Genomic DNA, 20,928 nt, shown 5'->3' on the forward strand with positions numbered 1-20,928 from the left:
CAAAGTTGAATTGTCAACTGAATCGTGCTCGCTTTTGCTTTCATTACTGTACATCCACCGTCGTCTTTTCAGAAATATTTCGGGTCATGACGACTTCGCCATTACGCTGGACCTCGATGACACCAGGCTGGTCACTTCTGACAGTGACCGGGATGACCTCGCTGCTGCTAGGATTTTGCAGATCGAGTTGGAAACTGCTGACTGGTGTGAAGTTCGGATGCTTCACATCTTTGACTAACACGACGATCGTGTCTGGTTTTTGGCCGTCACCAGTGTAATGAGCCGCCACGGTGACTTCCATCGTTTTTTCCGTTGGCGTTGTGGTCGAGGGTGTCGTTGTGCCCGACGTACTTGAGCTAGAAGAACTAGAGCTGCTAGAACTTGGCTCTGGCCCGTTGGAGATGACGAGTGTGACCTCACCATCTTTTTTCACGGCTGAACCGGCACCGGGACTCGTCCGAATAACTTGACCAGCAGGCACTTCATCGGAATATTCTTTGTCCGTCGAGACTTTCAGCCCGAGAGCTTTTAGTTGAGCCGTGGCGTCCGCTTCAGTCTTGCCGCGGAAATCTTCCAGGGTGACGTAGTTTGAACCGGTGCTGGCATATAATGTGATCGTGTCATTTGAAGTCAGTTCTGCTCCAGCACTTGGTGTTTGCCGAATGACAGAACCCGCTGGCACGGTCTCACTGGATTCATCGACGCGTTTGATCTGTTGTTGCGTGACGCCTGCTTGGATCAAACTCGCCAACGCGTCTTGGTAGCTCATCCCACTGTAATCCCCGACTTCGATCGCCTCGGGACCATCTGAAACGATAAAGGTCAGCTTGTCCATTTTCGGATCGACTTTTTGATCTTTTTTCGGCTCTTGACTGATGATCTGATCTTCTGGCACCGTATCACTCGTTTGCCGTTTGATCGTGATGTGCTTCAAGACAAAACCGAGTTTTTGCAGATCAGCTTGGGCGTCTTCGATTTTTTCACCGGTGTAGTCTTTGAGCTTCATCTTTTCATTTCCAGTGCTGAGGTACAACGTGATCGTGCGATCTTTTTTGACGAGGCTACCGGCGACTGGTTTAGTTTTGACGACATTGCCTTTTTTGACTAGCTCACTTGCCATCGATTCGGTTTGGTCGGCAACTTTCAAACCGGCATTTTCCAACGTTTGGCGGGCAGCGACTTCCGTCATATTGTTGACAGGCGGCACGCTGACTTTAACGGCTTGGCGGGTACGCATAAAAGCAGTCGCACCACCCGCTAATAATAAAAGTGCCAATGCCGCCAGTGCGATGAATAATTTTTTACGTTTTCCCGTCAAACGACTGGGCGGCTTGACCGGTTCAGTTTTAAAATCCGCTTCTTTTAACGGTGTGATCGCCTTTGTTTCGTCGGTCATCGCACTAGGATGCCACGCTTTTTCGTTCAACCGATCCGCATCTAATGCCGTAGCAAGATCCGCCGACATTTCTTCAGCAGTCTTGTAACGATCAGCAGGTTCTTTAGCCGTCGCGCACAACACGATATTTTCTAACGACTGGGGGACTTTCGGGTCGAACATTTTGACTGAGGGGATCGGCTCTTGAAAATGTTTCAACGCGATTGTGACAGCTGACTCGCCATCAAACGGAACTTTCCCCGTCAGCATCTCATATAAAATGATCCCCAGCGCGTACAGATCCGACTGTTTCGTAGCCATGCCACCACGAGCTTGTTCCGGTGACATGTAATGGACCGAGCCTAACATCGAATTCGTCTGGGTCAGTGACGTTTCCGACAACGCGATCGCGATCCCAAAATCAGCGATTTTCACTACCCCGGCTTCATTGATCAAAATATTTTGCGGCTTTAAATCACGGTGGATGATCCCGTGTTCATGGGCCAAACTCACCGCAGATAAGATCTGCTGCATGATATCGACAACTTTTTGATATGGCAGTGGGTGATGGGTCTGGATGTAACGCTTCAGATCCATTCCTTTTACGTATTCCATCACTAAGTATTGCATCCCATCTTCTTCATCGACATCATACACACTGACGATATTAGGATGGACGAGTTCGGTTGCCGCGAGTGCTTCCCGTTGAAAACGCCGGATCGCTGTTTGATCATTTTGAAAATCAAACCGCAAGATCTTGATGGCGACATCTCGATCTAAAATCAAGTCATGGGCTAAAAATACATTTGCCATTCCGCCACTGCCGATACTGGCAATGACTTTATACCGACCGTTGACCAATTTGCCGATCTCGATCATGGAGTGGCCTCCTTTTCAAAGTGGATCAAAAGGACGGTGATATTATCGGCACCCCCGGCTTCATTCGCGGCGGTGATCAGACGCTTCGTTTTTTCTTCAATGGAGGCATCACTGGTGACTAAAGCTAAGATCAGCTCCTCACTCACCATATTGGTCAGGCCATCAGAACACAATAATAGGTAGTCATTTGCTTGGCAGATGTGCCGGGAAACATCGACTGCGATCGGATTTTGGACACCCACCGAGCGAGTCAAAATATTTTTTTGCGGGTGGACCGCGGCCATTTCTTCGGTGATCTCACCTGATTTGACCAGCTCATTGACTAATGAATGATCATCTGTCAGTTGCTGGATCTTACGGTCACGAATCAAATACGCGCGGCTGTCGCCCACATGCGCTAAGACAAAACACTCGTCAAACAAGGCGGCGGTGACGATCGTCGTTCCCATTCCTTGCATGGCGGGATGCTCTAAGCCTTCGCGATAAATTTTTTCGTTTTCCACTTGGATCTGCTGGCGAAACCACGGTGGGGCATCTTCACAATCATTGACCTCAGAGACTTGCCACGCCTCGCCAACACCTTCCACGACCATTTTACTAGCGACATCACCAGCTAAATGTCCGCCCATCCCGTCTGCTAAGATCGCTAGCCGAGTGCCGGATTGATTAGTAAAGACATTGGCATAGTCTTGGTTCGTATGTCGGCGTTTGCCGATATCAGATTGAAATTGGATCTCCATTTAATTCACCTCGATTTTTTCCATGCCGCAAATAAAGAAGCCATCGGTCATAAAGTCTTGCGGATAGATTTTTAACTGATCATCTGTGATCGCTTGAGTAACTTTGCCTTTTAGCTGCAGCGCTGTTTTTTTGAATTCTGGGTGCCGCGCTAAAAATTCCGCGATGACTTGTTCGTTTTCTTCTGGTGCGACTGTACAAGTACTATATACGAGGCGGCCCTTAGGTTTCAAGGTTTGGGCGCAACTTTCTAAGATCGCCAGCTGGATCTTTGGTAAATTTACAAAATCCCGCGGCTGTTTTTGATATTTCAGATCTGGTTTTCGCCGCATCAGTCCCAGACCAGAACAAGGCGCATCCACTAAGATTTTATCAAATGCGTTAGCTGGAAAATGCTCATTGACAGTTCGTGCATCCATTTTTTCCGTCGTGATCTTATCTGCTACCCGTAAACGCTCCGCATTTTCCGTGATCAGCTTCAACTTGTGCTGATGGATGTCTAAGGCGGTGATTTTACCAGCATCGCCTAAAAGGGTCGCCATATGAGTGGTCTTGCCACCCGGTGCCGCACACGCATCTAACACTTGATCATCCGGCGCAAGTTCCATCGCTTGCGCCACTAGCATCGAGCTTTCATCTTGGATCGTCAAAAGTCCGATCTGATACAGATCACTGCCAGCTAAAAAGCCTTTGTCCGCAACGATCCCATATGGTGAGATCTCGCTTGCTCGCGCTTCGATCCCTTCTGTTTTTAATTGTTCGATCGCTTCTTTGCGGGTGATGAACCGCAGATCAACCCGCGCGCTGACGTGGCTCGGTTGCAACAGTGACAAGCCGAGTTCCCGCGTTTTTTCCAGCCCTAATTCGTGGATGAATTTTTCCGTCAAAAAGCGCGGCAAACTAATCTCAGTGGCAAGTCGTTCGATCGGGTCTTCGATCAAATCCAAGCTGGGAACGCCTTTACGTTGGACGTTCCGCAAGACACCGTTGACAAATTTGGCCGTACCGGGATTGCCACGGAATTTGGCGATCTCAACAGCTTCATTGATGATGGCATGATCTGGCACACGATCTAAAAACTGCATTTGAAACAGTGAGAGCTCCAGTAATGTCTCCACCCAGTCCTCGACTTTTTTTGCATTTTTGATGAAAGGTTCCAGTTCATAGCGCAACAATAATTTGCGGCTGATCGTGCCGTAAACCAGTTCTGTTAGTAGCCCCGCATCTTTTTTGGCGACTTGATTTTTCGTCAGCAGTTCATTTAATAATAAATTTGAATAAGCGCCGCCACGTTTGATTCGTTCGATCGCTTCTAGTGCAGCAAAGCGCACCGAATGTAATAGTTTTTTCGCCATTAATCCACCTGTTGTCCTTCCGTAACGTGTTGTCCGCTACCATTTAAAAATGCGCTGATCGCTTGTTTGCCTTTACCGGCCGGCTGCAATTCTTGGATCGCAAGTAACGTACCACCACCACAAGCGATCCACAATTCGTGTTTCGTTTTTTTGGCGATCACACCCGGCGCTGCAGTCGTGTGTTCTGGAACGACGGCGACTTTTGCGATCTTCCAACGCGTCTTGTCATAGGTCGTATAGGCGACAGGCCACGGATGCATGCCCCGCACTTTACAGTCGATTGCCTCAGCCGTTTGTGTCCAGTCGATTTTTTCTTCTTCTCGCGTGATATTCGGTGAAAATGTCGCTTGCGTTTCATCTTGCGGTGTTGGGGTCAACTGCCCTGCGATGATTTTCGGCAGTGTTTCCAATAATAAATCACGACCCGCTAAACTCAATTTGTCAAACATCGTGCCGACATCGTCTTGTTTTGTGATCGGGACAGTGACTTGACTGAAGATCCCGCCCGCATCCATTTTTTTCACCATTTCCATGATCGTGACACCCGTTTGGTCTTCGCCATTGATGATCGCGTAATGCACTGGTGCACCGCCGCGGTATTTTGGTAACAGCGAGGCGTGAACATTTAACGCGAACAAGCGGGGCACTGCTAATAATTTCGTCGGTAAAAATTGACCGAACGCCGCAGTGACGATTAGATCCGGTTGTAGTTCTGCGATTTTTTCCATTTCGGGTGAACCGCTGATTTTTTCTGGCTGCAAGACTAGTAAGTCATGGGCTAGCGCGGCTTGTTTCACTGGGGTCGGCGTGATGATTTTTTTGCGGCCCACGGGGCGATCCGGTTGGGTGACCACCGCTTGGATCTCATAGCCTGCTTTTAAGAGTCCTTCTAAGATCGGTACCGAAAATGCGGGTGTTCCCATAAATACGATTTTAGTCATCAGCATGTGCCTCCATATATTCTTCTAATTTATCAGCCGGGATCTCTTCGATCAGCTGATCGATAAATAATTTTCCATCTAAATGATCGATCTCATGTTGGAAAGCTCGCGCCAAATAACCATAAGCGGTCACTTCCACTTCATCGCCTTCCCGATCAAAATAGCGAACCGTCACTTCATCGGCGCGCTTGACTGTTCCAAAACGTCCCGGGATCGACAGACAACCTTCCACATCGATGTCTTCGCCTTTTTGCTCGATGATGATCGGATCGATCAAATCAAAGCGATCCCCTTCATCGATCTCAACGACGGCTACACGCAAATTTTTCCCGATCTGAGGAGCGGCTAGTCCGATCCCGTCATGAGCTTGCATCGTTTCATACAAATCATCTAATAATTCCACTAGCGCATCGGTCATGAACTCGACTGGCTGCGCTTTTTTTCTTAACCCATCTGCGGGATAAAGTACGATTGGATAACGCATAAACTCTCCTTTTCTAGTCGTGGCTGTTTGCCGGACTTACCTTTGCTTCCATAGTACACTACTTTGACCAAATTTATTTTGTTCGTGTGACTTTTTTTACGCGACTTAAATAAAATACAGCGGCTCGTTATCGATCGAAACGAGTAAACCTTGGCGTTGATCTTTTTGGCTTTCGTGTAAGATCTCTTCTAACGTAGCGTGCAACTGCGGCTCGCGTTTGTATTTGATGATCAGCTGGTAGTAGTAACGGTTTTTGATTCGCAAGATCGCACTGGGAGCAGGTCCGAGTAAAATACTTTGGGCGCTCAAGCTGCGTTTGAGTTTTTCAGCTAGTTGAAACGCTTTTTGCGCGGCTTTTTGTTCTTCTTGATGGGAGATCGTCAGTTTCACCGTGAAAAAATACGGCGGATAATCCGTTTGGTGCCGCATCTTCATTTCGATTGGGTAAAAGGCTTCGTAATTTTGCTGCTTAGCAAGTTGGATCGCGTAATGGTCAGGGTTAAACGTTTGAATGATGACTTCCCCTTTTTTGGCGCCGCGACCAGCTCGACCACTAACTTGCGTCAACAATTGGAACGTCCGCTCACTGGAACGAAAATCCGGTAAATTGAGCGCCGTGTCGGCATTTAAGACTCCGACGAGCGTCACATTCGGAAAATCCAATCCTTTGGCGATCATTTGTGTTCCTAATAAAATGTCGGCTCGCCCTTCCCCAAACGTCTGCAAGATTTTTTCATGGGCGCCTTTACGACGGGTCGTATCCACGTCCATCCGCAATACGCGCGCAGTGGGTAATAATTTTTCCAGCTCTTCTTGGACTTTTTCCGTGCCGGTCCCGTAATAGCGGATCTTGCCGTGACCGCAATTAGGACAGATGTGGGGGATCTTTTCTTCATGACCGCAATAATGACAGCGCATCGTTTTGCTGGTCATGTGCAACGTCAGCGAAATATCACAGTTCGGACAAGGCAAGACATAGCCGCAATCGCGACACATAACAAATGACGAATAGCCCCGCCGGTTCAGCAGCAATACACTTTGTTCGCCTTTTGCCAACCGATCAGATAATTTTTCTAACAGCTCCATTGAAAATGAGTTGGCGTCTTTTTTTTGCATCTCGCCTTTCAGATCAACGACTTTAACGGTGGGCAGTTGCGCGTCTTGACTGGCACGCTTTTTCAGTGGCAACAGCTGGTACACGCCTTTTTGCGCTCGCGCTCGGGATTCTAATGACGGGGTCGCACTTCCTAAGACGACTGGACACTGATGATATTTTCCTCGCCAGATCGCTAAGTCTCGTGCGTGATAACGCGGCGATTCGTCTTGCTTGTAACTCGTCTCGTGTTCTTCGTCAATGATGATCACCCCAAGATTAGCTAACGGCGCAAAGATCGCCGAACGCGCACCGACCACTACATGAGCCTCGCCGCGTTCTAACTTGCGCCACTCGTCATATTTTTCCCCTTGTGACAAGCCGCTATGTAACACGGCGACTTCCGAACCAAAGCGCGCTTTGAAACGCGTCACCATCTGAGGCGTCAACGCGATCTCAGGCACTAACATCATCGCGGTCTGTTGGCGAGCTAACACATCGGCAATCACTTGAAGATACACTTCCGTCTTCCCGCTTCCGGTCACACCTTCTAACAAAAATACTTGCGCTTGCTGCTTTTTGACTGCGCTTGTGATCGCTTGTTGGGCCGCTTGTTGTTCAGTGTTCAACGTCAACGCGCTCGTTTGAGTAAATTCTCTTTCCGCAAATGGATCACGGTAGCGTTCAAAGTCTTTCAGCTCGAGCCAACCTTTTTGGGCTCCTTGTTTTAACACGGCGGCACTGAACTGTTTAAGTTCACTGACTTTTATGTACTGCTCAGCCGGCATTGTCTGTAAAAAATCCACCAAGGCGAGTTGCTTAGTCGCACCTTTACGGATCGCGGCGCGTTCTTTGGCTAAAGCTTCCACTGACAATGTCCGTTTGAGATAGCGTTCGGTTTTGACTTTGTTTTTCGTGTGAACTTCGTATTTGACCTCGACTTGATCGGCTGCTCGCCACTTGGCTAATTGATTCAGCCAGCCGCGTTCTTCGGCTAACGTCCACGCGATCTCTTTTTCGCCCCCAAATAATTCTAAAATCGCCGGGTCCGCTTGTTTTACGACGATCTTTTTTTCGTAGCTCGCTTTCATGACACTGGGCAACATCGTCTGTAAACACGTGATCTTAAAGGCAAACGTCACTTCTTTCATGTAATCAGCCAACGCCAATAGTTCTGAATTTAAGACCGGCGCCAAATCCAGCACGCGCGTGATCGGTTTTAAATTTTCCGGGGCTTCAGTTGCCGCTAGCTCCTTGATGGCTACGACAAATCCTTGCACTTGCCGCGGACCAAAACTGACCTCGACCCGCATGCCGCATAACACTGCAAGCTCCGGCGGGATCAAATAACTAAACGGCTGATCCGTTTGCATCGCCGGGACATCGACGATCACTTCCGCGATTTTCATTTTGTAGGTTCTCCTTCTTCATATTAAGGTAATCAGTTTTTTGACAAAAACTTAGTTTGATCTTCAGGCCGCATACCATTCCACTAATACACTTCAAAGTGGAACTGGCTTCCTTCTTCATATTAAGGTAATCAGTTTTTTGACAAAAACTTAGTTTGATTTTCAGGCTGACATACCATTCCACTAATACACTTCAAAGTGGAACTGGCACCCTTCTTCAATTTATGGTAATCAGTTTTTTGCATCAGAATAAAAAAAGGAAACAGGTGTAAACACCTGAATTCTTTTTACCACTTCACTTAGATTGATTAAATAAAAGCGAGAACGATTCAGTTGTAAAACAACGTCAAATCGTTCTCGCTTTGTCTCTGAAATCTTAGCTAGTTACTTTTTTCTAGCAAATTGAAAAGCAACTCACTTTAAGTTGAGAAAAGTGTCAACACCTGCTCCTAGCTATTTTTTTCATCATGGACACGCGCTTCGAGTTCACGTCGTTCGCGGTCTTGTTGCATTTTACGGTCTTCTGCTTCTAATTTCAAACGTTCCCGTTTCACTTCTGGATGTGGATCACTGATCACCGTTCCTGAATCGATTTCTTCTAAAGCTTGGCCAACACTTTTGACTGATTCAAAATTATCTAAGGTTGGTTGGGCTCCTAGATCTAGTTCGTGCGCACGTTTACTGGATAAGATCACCAGTGAGTATTTTGAGTTGACATGGTCTAACAACGTATCGATTGAAGGTCTTAACATCATAAGCTTATATCTCCTTTAACATTTTAATGTATTTTCCGATGACACGATCGACGCGATAATGTTCGCTGACGATGATGTCTTTGATTCGTTCCACTGCTTGGGGCACTTCATCATTGACCACCGCGTAATCATATAGCGCCATCATCTCGATTTCTTCTCGCGCTTTTTGCATCCGCTGGTCGATTACTTCCGGGCTATCGGTCCCGCGGCCGACGATCCGAGCTTTTAACTCGGCTAAATCAGGCGGCGTCAAAAAAATAAAAACGCCATCCGGCACTTTTTCTTTCACTTGTTGGGCACCTTGGACTTCGATCTCTAAAAACACATCTTTTCCTTGGTCTAACGTCTGATTCACATAAGAAAGCGGCGTGCCATAATAATTGCCGACATATTCAGCATATTCCAACATCTCACCTGACGCGATCAACGCTTCGAATTCTTCACGGGTGCGGAAAAAATAATCCACGCCTTCCACTTCGCCAGCGCGCTTTTGCCGCGTCGTCATGGAAACAGAATATTGGAAGTCATTGTCATCTCGTTCAAATATCGCTTTGCGCACCGTTCCTTTCCCTACTCCTGAAGGTCCAGATAATACGATCAACAGTCCTCGTTCCGACATAATAACGCCCTTTCATGGTCTTTTTTTAGCTAACGACTATTGTGCACTTTTTTAGCATAAATTTCAAGTACCACTTTCTTGTGAAGCCCATAAAAGCGCGGTGCGAACCGCTTTAGCTGAGAAAAGTTTTATTCGACATTTTGGATCTGCTCGCGGATCTTTTCCAAATTCGTTTTAGCAGCCACCACACTGTTTTTGATCTCGATCGCACTAGATTTCGAACCGATCGTGTTGACCTCGCGATTCATCTCTTGCAATAAAAAGTCCAACTCACGCCCCACCGGACCCGTTTGTTCCAACAGCTGCGCCAATTTTTTCAAATGGATCGCCAGCCGGTCCAGCTCTTCATGGATATCCCCGCGTTCAAGTAAAATCGCAAGTTCCGTCAACAAGCGCTCTTGGTCGACTGTTGCACTCAAATACGTTTGCAGTTTCGCTTCGTAACGCGTTTTGAATTCTGCTTCGTAGACCGCGACAAAACGGTTTAGCTCTGTCAAGATCTGCGTCAATTCCGCTTGTTGGGCCAGTAAAACTTTTTTAATCCCGGCACCTTCTTGCTCACGGCTTTTGATCAATTGGTTCAAGGCGATCTCAGCAGCTTCTAACGCTAATTCATTCAAACTAGCCGTTTCATTTTCTTCTTCGATCGTGACATAAGCCGGATCAGCAATGACTTTTAGCAACACTTCTTGCGGATCGATCCGCGCGCCATAATGTTTTTGTGCGCCGGCCGTCAGTTGTGCCACTAATTGATCGGCCAGCTGCCAATCGATCACGACTTTTTTCCCTGTTTGCCCCAGCGGCTGAACGGTCACGAAAAATTCGATCCGACCACGTCCCAGTTTAGCTTTTGCTAATTGGCGCAACTCCACTTCACTGGCATTGAGTTCTTTAGGCAAACGAAATTGGAGATCTAAAAAGCGATTGTTGACACTTTTGATTTCGATTCGGACTTCAGATCGTTCATTGGCGACTTGCGCTTGGCTGTACCCTGTCATACTTTTCATCTACCGCTCGCCTCATTTCATTTCGGTCAAGGCTTTTTGTAACGCTTCGAACTCTTCATTAGACAACGTTACACCTTTGCCCATTTTTTCATGGTTCGGCGCCCAATCTCGCAAATCAAATTTCGGTGGTCGCCCGTTCCAGCTGACTAAGTTCAATTCTTTCCGCCAGCCTTTGGGATTTTCTGATAAAACAGCGATCTCTTCTACGATCTCATAACTAAATTCTTGTGCCATCTTTATTCCTCCTGTAAAAAAATCAAACACCACGCCAGCAGCTGCAGCTTCGGCAAACGTCGGCTCGTTGGTCGATCTGTCTGTTGCTTCAGCGCCGCCACTAATCGCGTCACTTGCTGATAATCTGAAAAAAAGTTGTGGGACTGCCAATACGTTTGCCACTGCTCTTGGACCGTCCATGGACCTGGCTGCGGCTGAGTGCTTTTTAGTTGCGCGAATAATTCTGCGGTAAATTCTGCGACCGAATACGGCTGAAGGGGAGAGACTTTCAGCCAGCGCCCCCACTGTTCTAAGAGCGGCAAACAAATTAATTCTAATGGTGCTGAGCTACTCGCTTGCAGCGTTTCTAAAGTAATCGGCAGTCGGGCTTGCAAATAACGAATTAAACGGGCCGAAAGTTGGCGCAGCTCCGTTTCACTAGTAAAAGTATACCACGTGCCCGGCAAGTCTTCTAATTGCCGCTTTGTTTCCAAGTAGCCTAATGTCAAGTTCCCTTGGCAGCGAGAAGTTTGAAACAACAGCAGATCCCCCAAATTCCAATTCGTTTTCCATAAATTTTGCGCGATCTCATCTGGGACAGTCACTTTGCGATCGATTCCTGGACCGTGAATGTCTAGTGTGATCAACTCGGTAGCGCCAGCTTTTAGCGCAACGTCTTGAGGCAAATTATTACGATACCCGCCATCGACATAGTACGCATCTGCGATTTTTTCGACTGCCATCAACGGGAAAAATGCCGAAGAAGCTAACAACCAGTCGATCATTTTAGCGGGCGGCTCGTGATTTAACTGCACGATGACTTCGGTGAAACTCGGTACGCGCGTTGTCACGATAGCTAACGGGATGCCGCTTTGCAACGCAGTGAAATCGATTTGACTAGCTAACAATTCCCGCAGCGGTTCCGTTGACAAGCCCCCAGTCCGCAAAGCCGTCGTAATAAAATTGCGCAACAAATCCAATTGCGCTGAAAAGTCTGCATCATCTAACTGCTGATACGTAAAAGCTAAGACTTGACTCGTCTCGATTTTTTCCCATAACGCTCGCGCCGCTGCCACATCATTTTGCGCGATCAATGCACCGTTTAACGCACCAACGGAAGTTCCTGCGATCAAGTCAAAGGGGATAGCTTTTTCTTGCAACGCTTGCCAAGCCCCGATCTGATAAGCCCCATGCGCCCCACCACCGCCTAATACTAGGCCCGTGTGATACGCTAACTTTTTGCTAAAGCCATCAGTGGTCTGCTGGTAGCCGTGACGTTTGAACCACGCCGCTAGCTCATGGGGAGCAGTTAGTTCAATTGTCAGCTGGGTGACAAATTTTTGCCGAGCGGCGGTCTCTACTAGCTGCAAGATCTTCCGCCAACTGAGTGTCGCCGTTTGAGGAGCTAATACATTCGTCACTCGCCAAACTCGTTTCTGCGTTTGAACGGCCACAAAAAGCTGTGCACTTTGACCGGTCACTAAAAAGACGGTCGGTGCATTGCGCATCGCGGTGCGGGCTTTTTTTTGCGTCGGATAAAACGGCCAAAGCAAGCGACTCGTCAAAAATTTAGGATTTGTCAGCCGCTGACTCGGGTAAATTTTTTCGACTTTCATAACAACCTCCTGTCATTATTAGCAGCCCTTTATAGCAAGGCCTCCTACATTACGGTCATAAAAAACAGGTGCGCCGCAAACGGTCCACCTGTTTTTATTTTTGCTTTCTTTAGTATGTGCGTTGCGCCATTTGGAAAGCGTTCAACATTTCAGTCGAGGCCTTTTTGATCGGCGTGACTTTTTTCAACTCACCTTGCACGACGATCCGAGTCACCCCTTCAATCTCACCACACGTTACCAGCGTGATCTGTTTTTTATCCGGCAACGTATCCAAATACTGGACTTCCGTTGGCTGCACCCGAACTTTCAACGTCGTATCATACGTGTAAATATTTGTGAGGTCCGTAATGAAGATCTGATCCCCGACATTCATGCGTTCTAGCGGCGTAAACAACAACTCCGGCTCAGCAGCTCGATGACTGGCTAAGGCGTAGTTGCCTTCACCCATTTTTTGATCAGGCTCCAAAGTCCCCGCACCATAGAGCAACGCTTCATTGGATAAGCCTTTAAAAATTGGCAAATTGATCTTGACAGAAGGGATCGCCACCCCGCCGATCACCGGCAGTCGTTTGTTACTCAGCTGCGCTTGGATCACCGCTTCGGTACTGGCAGGCTGGACTGCATCAAAATCAAATGAAGCTGCCTGCTGCGCGTTTTTTGCGATTTGATCTTTCGTCACGTTGGCAACAGCATACTTCTCACCATTATGTTGGATCAAGAAATTTTTGATTTGATTGTTGAAGATCAGCGCCAAGCCGACTAATAATAAAAGCAGCAACAAGCCGTTGATCAACCAATTGCGTTTTCTGCGCTTTTTTTTGGGTGCCATCCAGCTACCTCCTTTTTATTTATCATACCATAAACAGTTTAAGTTTCTCTTAGTTGCTTACTCATCTGAACCCGATTTGAAAGGTCGACTTCACTGCCATGATACTCACATTCGCAAGCTTTGTCTATTTTTTCGTTACGCGTTCATTTTGGTTTTTTTTGCTCATTTTTAACTAGCTGCTGTGTTGCAGAAAAAATGAAGGCTTGTAATCTAATTTTAAAATAAAAGAAACGAGCTTTTTTTTTGGCGTTGCGTTAAAATAAGTGTGACTAAAAGTGGGGAGGGGAAACAGCGTGCCAGATATGTTATTTGTATACATCGATACTACCAGCAATGCCGTTTTTTCAAAAGGCATCTCGCATCTGGATTTCGTCGAAGGGATCGTGCATCAGCCCAATCACCTGTTGCTGTTAGACCCGGCGGCCGATGTCGGTGAATACGAGCCCCACAGTGGTTTGAAAGTGATCAATGGCTCGCAAGCAGTGAACCAATTTTTTACCAATAAACATTACGCCAACTCCAATGCTAATAAGTGGATGGACTTCAATGATCCGACCCTTTTAAAAGAACTTTCGCCGTTAGAAATTTCTGAGTTATTGTATTTTGGTCACATGAAGACCCAATTGCATTCGCCTTTCTTTTATAAATTACAAAATAACTTTGTCTACTTCAATCTCGGCAACGATACGTTACGTGTGTACTATCGCTACTTAGATGAATTTTATCGGATCTTAGCCAACAAACTCATGCGGATCGTCCAAGAGCGTTGCACGGAACGCCGCTCGCTTTTTCGCCGGACACCTGCTGTTGCGCGTTTAGAGACCGAAACATTAAAAGAACTTTATCCGCTGTTTCAAGAAGGACTCGTATTTTGTTTAGAGCAAGCGACGTTTGAAAACCAAATCTATCAAGTCCCGATCTACTTATCTGATGAAAAAGGTTGGCGCAAAAATACTAATCAGTTTGACCAGCAAATGGCTACATTGACTTACGATAGCCAACAAAAACGTTGGACATTAGCGCTCGACTTTGATGAAATGGGACTGGCTTTACGTTAAAAGGACGAAAAATCAAGTTGATTTTTCGTCCTTTTTGTCTGCTATTGATTAACTTTTTTGACCGAGAACTTTTCATCTTTTGGTAAGAACAAGCTCGGCATTTTTTCTGCGATGATCACCGTGATGACGATCGTCACAAGGGCAGTCGCCAAACCGCTTAACCCGTTCATCACAAACGAGAAAATCCAAGGATTCAAGCCCCACAACGCATAACTACCCCAAAAGGCCACCCCGGCAACGAAATGCCAAAAGTAACGCGCGACCGTTCCGACTAACGTTCCTTCAACGATCGCCACCCGCGCAGTCTTCTGATCTTGCACTAGCAAAGCCTGCTGAACTTTGTCGGCATATAGCCCCGCAAAACCGGCAAAGGTGAAAGCGATCGGATATTCGATCAAGACTTGCACAACACTCAAGTAATAGACTTGCCCGGTGGGAAAATGCAACAAGCCCCAAATAAACGCAGCTAAGATCGCCGGTTTGAATCCACGACGGAACGCATAAATGACTAGCGGGATCATCCCCAACGAAATACTGAAACTGCTGCCGATGGAAACGGGGATCAGCGACAATGCCAATGCCAATGCCGCAACGACCGTTCCTTCGATCATGATACGTGTTTTGTTGCCCATAATAAAAACTCCTCCTTTTTTAAGAACTAACTCGTTCACAAAGGAGAAGTAATAGCAAAATTACTTCATCACAATTCCTACGCTCGGATTACCGAAACAGGTACTAGGGTTTAGAGGTTTTCTCAATCTCAGCCAAAAAGCTCCCCTTTGTGACAGTCATATTCTTTTCGCGTTAAGTGTACCACAAATTTTTTGAAAATAAAGACCTCGCGCTCAAAAAATCGTTTTCACACACCAGTTAAATGTAAACTTGCTCATTTAACCGCCAAAAATTTGAACTAGCAACCTCAGTCACTAACGAGAAATACTTTTTCGTTTTCCATCAGGAGCTAAGCTAGTCATTTTTTTGATCGTTTCGACTTTGATCATCAACAATCGGTCTTCTGGTGTTCGGACCATCACCGAATTTTCCGTGATCGTTTTGATACTCAACCAGCCAGAGATCGTTTCAAATTTCAACACATCGCGTTGCGGTTGGATCTGTAAAACGACTAAACTATCTTTTAAAGCCGCTAATTTTAATTGGTCGATCATCGTTTGATTTTTGCGCTTTTGCTCTTCGATTTTACGATTAGGAGAATCGGTCAAAAATTCCGAAAGCAAGCGATAGGAAGAGTCAGAAAACAAACGAATCAAATTCTTTTTACGTTTTTCGGGTTTGGGTTTCATCGGGTTTCTCCTTCTTCATAATAAGGGATTAAGTTTTTTTACAAAAACTTAGTTTGGTCTTCAGGCCGTATACCATTCCACTAGTACAACCCACAGTGGAACTGGCATCCTTCTTCGGATTAAGGTAATCAATTTTTTAAATTCTTAAGTAGGCTGACGGACTTAGCTTGAAATTGAAGGCTCGATGCAGGAAGCCCTCACTATTTTTACCAGCAGGTCGCCACCTTCTGTTAAAGAACTGGCTTTATTTTACTGGATGACTTTCTAAAAGACAAGAAATCCGCTAGTTCTGCGCATTAAAAAACGCTAACCAGTAAGGAAGACCTTTTTCAATCAAACGATACGTTTCGTCAAAGTCTCCCGTATACCAAGGATCGGGAATCGTCGTATTTTTAATATTCGGCACGATCGACAAATATAAATAAATTTTATTTTGAGTATCCTTGGGCGCGAGTTGTCTCAAATCATGAATATTTTGTTCATCCATGCCAATAATATAATCCGCATCGTAAAAATCTTGCCGCATGATCTTCCGCGAGATCAGTCCGGTGGTAGCCACACCGTGTTCTCGTAAAATTTTTTGTGTACCATGATGAGCGGGATTGCCGGCTTCCCAGCCACTCGTTCCAGCTGAATCTGCTACTAGCGGCAAATGTTCCGCTTGAAATTTTTCATTGAACAACGCTTCTGCCATCGGTGACCGACAAATGTTACCCAGACAGACGAATAAAACTTTTTTCATCGCAAGTCCTCCTGATTTTCTCTTCGTTTTGATTCGTGCTATAGTCAACTAAGAGACGAAAAACGAAAGAGGGATTTTATCATGAAAGTGTTTATTTCAGCTAAATTACCGGCGCTTGGAACTGAATTATTAGACCAAGCCAAGATCACCTACGCCGTTTATGACGGACCAGGTCTCATCTCAAAAACAGAATTATTGAAGCAGACCGCAGATTGTGAAGTGCTGATCTGTCCTTTATCGACGACCGTTGATCAAGCCGTGATCGATCACGCGCCGAATTTGAAATTGATCGCAAACTTTGGAGCTGGCTTCAACAATATCGCCAGTGACTACGCAAAACAAAAAAATATTTTGGTGACCAACACGCCACTTGTTTCCACCAATGCGACCGCCGAACTGACGGCCGGTCTCATCATCGCATTATCGCGGCGCATCGTAGAAGGCGATCGGGTGATGCACGCGCAAGGTTTTGACGGCTGGGCACCACTCTTTTTCTTAGGTCATGAGCTAAAGGGCAAGACTCTCGGCATCTTTGGCATGGGTCAGATCGGACAGTCTTTAGCGGAAAAATTGAGCGCTTTTGGGATGCAGATCCTTTATACGCAACGTCACCGCCTACCAGCTGAAAAAGAAGCGGCTTTACAGGCGACGTTCGTTTCCAAAGCTGAATTGTTAGCTCAAGCGGATATTTTGACGTTACATGCACCTCTCACTCCTGAAACGACCCATACACTGACAGCTGATGAATTTGCTCAAATGAAGTCGACTGCCTTTTTGATCAATGCTGCGCGGGGTCCGTTGATCGATGAACAAGCATTAGCGACCGCTTTGAAAAACAACGAACTAGCCGGCGCCGCACTAGATGTCTACGAGTTCGAACCGAACGTCACAGCGGAATTAAAAACATTTTCAAACGTCATTTTGACCCCGCATATCGGGAACGCTAGCGTTGAAGCCCGGGATCAAATGGCTGAGATCGTCGCGAAAAACGCCATCGCTCAACTGACTGGCGGTCATGTCGAATACGTCGTCAATTAATGTTCGCGATTGCGTTGGTACAAACGATACGCAAAAAATTCGATATCTTTTGCAAATTGGAACAATTGAGCCGCGATCGTGATGGGCGGCTCGATCGTTCCATTTTTTAACCAATCAATCAAGATCCCGGCACAACCATGCGCTAAAAAACGCGCGTAAAATTCTTTATCTGCCGTCGTCAATGTAATCTCTTGCGCTACATCGTCAAGCAAGCGAACGAACAAACCTTTTGCTAGTTTCGTGAATTCTTGTGACAATACTTCTGGATCAGCAGTCACCGTCTGCAAATAAAACGCGTGATTGTCTTTCATCGTTTTTAACATCAACAATGCCGCTTCTTCCCAGTTGTCTAAACTGAGCTTGTCAGATGTCAAATAAGCCATGCCGCATTCATAATACGCAAAACGCAGCAGATCGGTTTTATCTTTGAAATGATAATAAAATGTCTGGCGATTCAGTTGAGCTTGTTTGGTGATATCTTGGACCGTGATCTTATCGAAAGGTTTGGCTTGTGACAATTGAATCAAGGCCTGAACTAAACTTTTTTTCGTCGGATTGACCATCAGCTAAACTCCTTCATACGGTAGACCAAAGTGATCATAAGCTAGTGGTGTGGCAATTCGGCCCCGCGGCGTGCGCTTGATGAACCCTTTTTGGATCAAATACGGTTCGTACATATCCTCAACCGTCTCCCGTTCTTCACCAATATTGACTGAAAGCGTGCTGAGTCCCACCGGTCCGCCACCGTATAATGTGATCATCGTTTTCAATAATTTTTGATCGACGTAATCGAGTCCGGCTTGGTCGACTTGCAATAACCGCAACGCGCTGTCAGCGATCGTTTGGTCGATCACCCCGTCTGATTGCACTTGGGCAAAATCGCGGATTCGTTTTAACAGCCGATTGGCGATTCGCGGCGTCCCCCTTGAACGGCGGGCGATCTCTACGGCACCAGTCTCCACGATCTCCGTTTGAAAAATATCAGCTGACCGCAAGACGATCTCTTTTAAATCCACTTCAGCGTAATATTCCATGTGGGACACGATACCAAACCGATCACGCAACGGGGCCGATAACATGCCTGCTCGCGTCGTAGCTCCGATCAACGTAAATGGCGGCAGCGGAAAATGAACTGGATGTGCCGTCGAGCCTTGTCCCACCATGATATCGACATAAAAATCTTCCATCGCTGAATACAACGTCTCTTCAGCAACTTTTGGTAAACGATGGATCTCATCGATGAACAACACATCGCCTGGTTCTAATTCATTCAGCAGTGCCACCAAATCACCAGGCCGTTCGATCGCAGGCCCACTCGTCGTACGGATCTTGACATCCATCTCGTTTGCGATCACCATCGCCATCGTCGTTTTCCCTAATCCAGGCGGCCCATATAACAAAACATGATCTAATGCTTCTTCACGACTTTTAGCCGCTTTGATATAAATGTTTAATTCTTGTTTGACTTTGTCTTGGCCGATGTATTGATTTAAAAAACTAGGTCGCAGTGAACGTTCAAAGCCTTTATCTTCATCATCGGCATCCGGTGCTAATAAATGTTCTTCTACCATTACACCCTCCTATTTTTTCATCATCAGTTTCAAGGCCGCTCGCAAATACTCATCCGTCGTTGCATAACTTTCACTTGCCAACGTTTTTTCGGCTTTCTTGACTTCTTTGGCACTATAACCTAGCGCACTCAACGCTTCCAACGCTTCCGTCAAGGCTTGTTCACCGGCTAGATCGCCTTCATAAAACAGCGACATCTTATCTTCTAACAGTTCCGTCAATTTTCCTTTAAGATCTAAGACCATCTGTTGCGCCGTTTTTTTGCCGACTCCAGGAAATTTCGTCAAATACGTCACGTCACCGGCTTCGATTGCTTGGATCAAGCCTTGATGGTCATCGTTAGCCATGATCGCTAGCCCACTTTTCGGCCCGATGCCTGAGACGGAGACCAGTCGTAAGAATAATTGTTTTTCCGCTAATGAGTCAAAGCCGTAAAGTAATTGCGCGTCTTCACGAACGATCTGTTGGACGAAAATCTTGACTGCTTGATCCAGCTGACTACTGTAACGATAGGGATTTCCTAAATAGATCTGATAGCCGATCCCGCTGACCTCCACCACGACATAAGTGGGGCAAATGTATGTAAGTGTTCCTGAAATATATTCGTACATGACTTCTCCTTGTCAAAAATTTTTCTAGCGTTTACGAGTCGGGCCGCGAATGAACAAGCTCCCTCGGCTCACAAATCGGGACATATGTTCTCGTTGGTCTATTCTAGCATATTTGTGGCTGACAAAAAAGACTCGGTTAAAAAAGTCAGCGACAACAAGTGTACCCCTCACAAAATAAAACGAGATCCGAAAAAAATTTCGCATCTCGTGCTAGTTAGTTTGAAAAAAATTTTGCGTAACGCATCACTCGACTTGATCTAAATAATCACCGTAGCCTGCTTGTTCCATTTCTGTCACCGGGATAAACTTTAAGGCCGCTGAATTGATACAATACCGCAGGCCGCCCGCGTCTTTTGGACCATCATTGAAGACATGACCCAAATGAGAATCAGCGTCTTTGCTCCGGACTTCGGTCCGATGCATCCCGTGCGAAAAATCAGCTTTTTCTTTCACGCTTCTTTTTTTGATCGGTTGGGAAAAAGCCGGCCAGCCACAGCCCGCATCAAATTTTGCTCGTGAAGAAAACAGCGGCTCGCCACTGACGACATCCACGTAGATCCCTTTTTGATAAAAATCATCATACTGACCAGTAAAGGGTTGTTCCGTCGCGTTTTCTTGTGTGACCGCATACGCCAATGGATCTAATTTTTGTTGCAAGTCTTTTTTATCCATGCTACTCACCTCTGCTTTAGCATAAAGCCTGCCCATTTTTAAAAGCGAATTTTTTGCTTAGAATTTTTTCAACAGTTGATTGACCACACCTACTGGAAAACCGACGATGCTGTAGTAATCGCCTTTGATTTCTTTGACGAACACGCCAGCTTCGTGTTGGATTCCGTAAGCGCCCGCTTTATCTTGGTAATCACCTGTGTCAAGGTAGCGATCGATCTCGCCTTTAGTCAACGAGAAAAAGGTGACGGTCGCCTGCGTCAATTCTTTGACTAATTGTTCGCCCCGCCGCAACACGACAGCTGTATACACCTCGTGTTGTGTCCCGCTCAACTGTTGCAACATGGTAAAAGCGTCTGCGCGGTCTTTGGGTTTCCCCAAGACTTTGCCGTTTAACGCGACGATCGTATCACAAGCGATCACTAAATCTTGCGGATGTTTTTTTGCGCTCAACGCGGCTTTTTCTTTAGCCATCAATTGGACGTATTCTTCAGGCGGATACAACGTTTTGACTTCTTCGTCAATGTCTGCTGGCTCGATCACAAAATCTGGTACTAACCACCGCAATAATTCTTGGCGCCGTGGCGATTGGGAAGCTAAAATAATTTTCATCGAATTTCCTTTCTG

Annotated in this window: 22 protein-coding genes and 1 riboswitch; of the genes, 2 read left to right on the forward strand and 20 right to left on the reverse strand. The window is 46.3% G+C overall.

The window, feature by feature from the left end:
* Positions 1-43: 43 nt before the first annotated feature.
* From pknB to GVJ38_RS06405, 12 genes are all read right to left on the reverse strand, one after another.
* On the reverse strand, positions 44-2,254 hold the full coding sequence (gene pknB / locus GVJ38_RS06350) for a Stk1 family PASTA domain-containing Ser/Thr kinase (protein ID WP_159722337.1): 2,211 nt from the start codon (positions 2,252-2,254) through the stop codon (positions 44-46).
* On the reverse strand, positions 2,251-2,994 hold the full coding sequence (locus tag GVJ38_RS06355; RefSeq protein ID WP_159722338.1) for a Stp1/IreP family PP2C-type Ser/Thr phosphatase: 744 nt from the start codon (positions 2,992-2,994) through the stop codon (positions 2,251-2,253). The genes pknB and GVJ38_RS06355 overlap by 4 nt, the downstream gene beginning before the upstream one ends.
* Positions 2,995-4,347, reverse strand: coding sequence for a 16S rRNA (cytosine(967)-C(5))-methyltransferase RsmB (gene rsmB / locus GVJ38_RS06360; RefSeq protein WP_159722339.1), 1,353 nt, complete (start codon positions 4,345-4,347; stop codon positions 2,995-2,997). It lies immediately after the preceding gene.
* Positions 4,347-5,288, reverse strand: coding sequence for a methionyl-tRNA formyltransferase (gene fmt, locus GVJ38_RS06365; RefSeq protein WP_159722340.1), 942 nt, complete (start codon positions 5,286-5,288; stop codon positions 4,347-4,349). The genes rsmB and fmt overlap by 1 nt, the downstream gene beginning before the upstream one ends.
* Complete coding sequence (gene def, locus GVJ38_RS06370) at positions 5,281-5,772, reverse strand: peptide deformylase (protein ID WP_159722341.1); 492 nt, start codon at positions 5,770-5,772, stop codon at positions 5,281-5,283. Before def ends, fmt begins: the two co-directional genes overlap by 8 nt.
* Positions 5,773-5,877: 105 nt before the next feature.
* Positions 5,878-8,274 carry a primosomal protein N' gene (gene priA / locus GVJ38_RS06375; RefSeq protein ID WP_159722342.1) on the reverse strand — a complete coding sequence of 799 codons (2,397 nt, stop codon included), beginning with the start codon at positions 8,272-8,274 and terminating at the stop codon, positions 5,878-5,880.
* Between the two features lie 449 nt (positions 8,275-8,723).
* The gene (gene rpoZ / locus GVJ38_RS06380; RefSeq protein ID WP_159722343.1) at positions 8,724-9,029 is read right to left on the reverse strand and encodes a DNA-directed RNA polymerase subunit omega; all 306 of its coding nucleotides are present in this window, start codon (positions 9,027-9,029) and stop codon (positions 8,724-8,726) included.
* A gap of 4 nt (positions 9,030-9,033) precedes the next feature.
* Positions 9,034-9,648: a guanylate kinase gene (gene gmk, locus GVJ38_RS06385; RefSeq protein ID WP_159722344.1), complete on the reverse strand. Its 615-nt coding sequence runs from the start codon at positions 9,646-9,648 to the stop codon at positions 9,034-9,036.
* 128 nt (positions 9,649-9,776) lie between these two features.
* The gene (locus tag GVJ38_RS06390; RefSeq protein ID WP_159722345.1) at positions 9,777-10,655 is read right to left on the reverse strand and encodes a YicC/YloC family endoribonuclease; all 879 of its coding nucleotides are present in this window, start codon (positions 10,653-10,655) and stop codon (positions 9,777-9,779) included.
* Positions 10,656-10,667: 12 nt separating this feature from the next.
* Entirely contained in the window at positions 10,668-10,889 is a 222-nt protein-coding gene (locus GVJ38_RS06395) for a YdbC family protein (RefSeq protein WP_159722346.1), read from the reverse strand.
* 2 nt (positions 10,890-10,891) lie between these two features.
* Entirely contained in the window at positions 10,892-12,484 is a 1,593-nt protein-coding gene (locus GVJ38_RS06400) for a patatin-like phospholipase family protein (protein WP_159722347.1), read from the reverse strand.
* A gap of 109 nt (positions 12,485-12,593) precedes the next feature.
* Entirely contained in the window at positions 12,594-13,313 is a 720-nt protein-coding gene (locus GVJ38_RS06405; protein ID WP_159722348.1) for a class A sortase, read from the reverse strand.
* Positions 13,314-13,606: 293 nt separating this feature from the next.
* Here GVJ38_RS06405 and GVJ38_RS06410 point away from each other — a divergent pair, with 293 nt between their 5' ends.
* A complete protein-coding gene (locus GVJ38_RS06410; RefSeq protein ID WP_159722349.1) occupies positions 13,607-14,371 on the forward strand; it encodes a hypothetical protein in 765 nt (254 codons plus the stop codon).
* A gap of 41 nt (positions 14,372-14,412) precedes the next feature.
* On the opposite strand, the gene thiT is transcribed toward GVJ38_RS06410, so the two are convergent.
* From thiT to GVJ38_RS06425, 3 genes are all read right to left on the reverse strand, one after another.
* Complete coding sequence (gene thiT, locus GVJ38_RS06415) at positions 14,413-15,003, reverse strand: energy-coupled thiamine transporter ThiT (RefSeq protein ID WP_159722350.1); 591 nt, start codon at positions 15,001-15,003, stop codon at positions 14,413-14,415.
* Positions 15,004-15,060: 57 nt separating this feature from the next.
* Positions 15,061-15,160: riboswitch (TPP riboswitch) on the reverse strand.
* A 137-nt stretch (positions 15,161-15,297) separates the two neighbouring features.
* Positions 15,298-15,672, reverse strand: a complete 375-nt coding sequence (locus GVJ38_RS06420) for a hypothetical protein (RefSeq protein ID WP_159722351.1) — start codon at positions 15,670-15,672, stop codon at positions 15,298-15,300.
* A gap of 283 nt (positions 15,673-15,955) precedes the next feature.
* A complete protein-coding gene (locus tag GVJ38_RS06425; protein WP_159722352.1) occupies positions 15,956-16,414 on the reverse strand; it encodes a low molecular weight protein-tyrosine-phosphatase in 459 nt (152 codons plus the stop codon).
* Between the two features lie 78 nt (positions 16,415-16,492).
* On the opposite strand from GVJ38_RS06425, the gene GVJ38_RS06430 reads away from it, so the two are divergent.
* Positions 16,493-17,452, forward strand: coding sequence for a 2-hydroxyacid dehydrogenase family protein (locus GVJ38_RS06430; protein WP_159722399.1), 960 nt, complete (start codon positions 16,493-16,495; stop codon positions 17,450-17,452).
* Here GVJ38_RS06430 and GVJ38_RS06435 read toward each other — a convergent pair.
* The 5 genes from GVJ38_RS06435 to GVJ38_RS06455 form a co-directional block, all read right to left on the reverse strand.
* Entirely contained in the window at positions 17,449-18,015 is a 567-nt protein-coding gene (locus tag GVJ38_RS06435; RefSeq protein WP_159722353.1) for a TetR/AcrR family transcriptional regulator, read from the reverse strand. The genes GVJ38_RS06430 and GVJ38_RS06435 overlap by 4 nt on opposite strands.
* A gap of 3 nt (positions 18,016-18,018) precedes the next feature.
* On the reverse strand, positions 18,019-19,023 hold the full coding sequence (gene ruvB, locus GVJ38_RS06440; protein ID WP_159722354.1) for a Holliday junction branch migration DNA helicase RuvB: 1,005 nt from the start codon (positions 19,021-19,023) through the stop codon (positions 18,019-18,021).
* Positions 19,024-19,032: 9 nt separating this feature from the next.
* A complete protein-coding gene (ruvA, locus tag GVJ38_RS06445; RefSeq protein ID WP_159722355.1) occupies positions 19,033-19,632 on the reverse strand; it encodes a Holliday junction branch migration protein RuvA in 600 nt (199 codons plus the stop codon).
* Positions 19,633-19,875: 243 nt separating this feature from the next.
* On the reverse strand, positions 19,876-20,304 hold the full coding sequence (gene msrB / locus GVJ38_RS06450) for a peptide-methionine (R)-S-oxide reductase MsrB (RefSeq protein ID WP_159722356.1): 429 nt from the start codon (positions 20,302-20,304) through the stop codon (positions 19,876-19,878).
* Between the two features lie 57 nt (positions 20,305-20,361).
* Positions 20,362-20,913 carry a Maf family protein gene (locus GVJ38_RS06455; protein ID WP_159722357.1) on the reverse strand — a complete coding sequence of 184 codons (552 nt, stop codon included), beginning with the start codon at positions 20,911-20,913 and terminating at the stop codon, positions 20,362-20,364.
* Positions 20,914-20,928: the final 15 nt, after the last annotated feature.

Source organism: Enterococcus sp. CSURQ0835 (assembly GCF_902706605.1).
In the GTDB taxonomy this organism is placed as follows: Bacteria; Bacillota; Bacilli; order Lactobacillales; family Enterococcaceae; genus Enterococcus_A.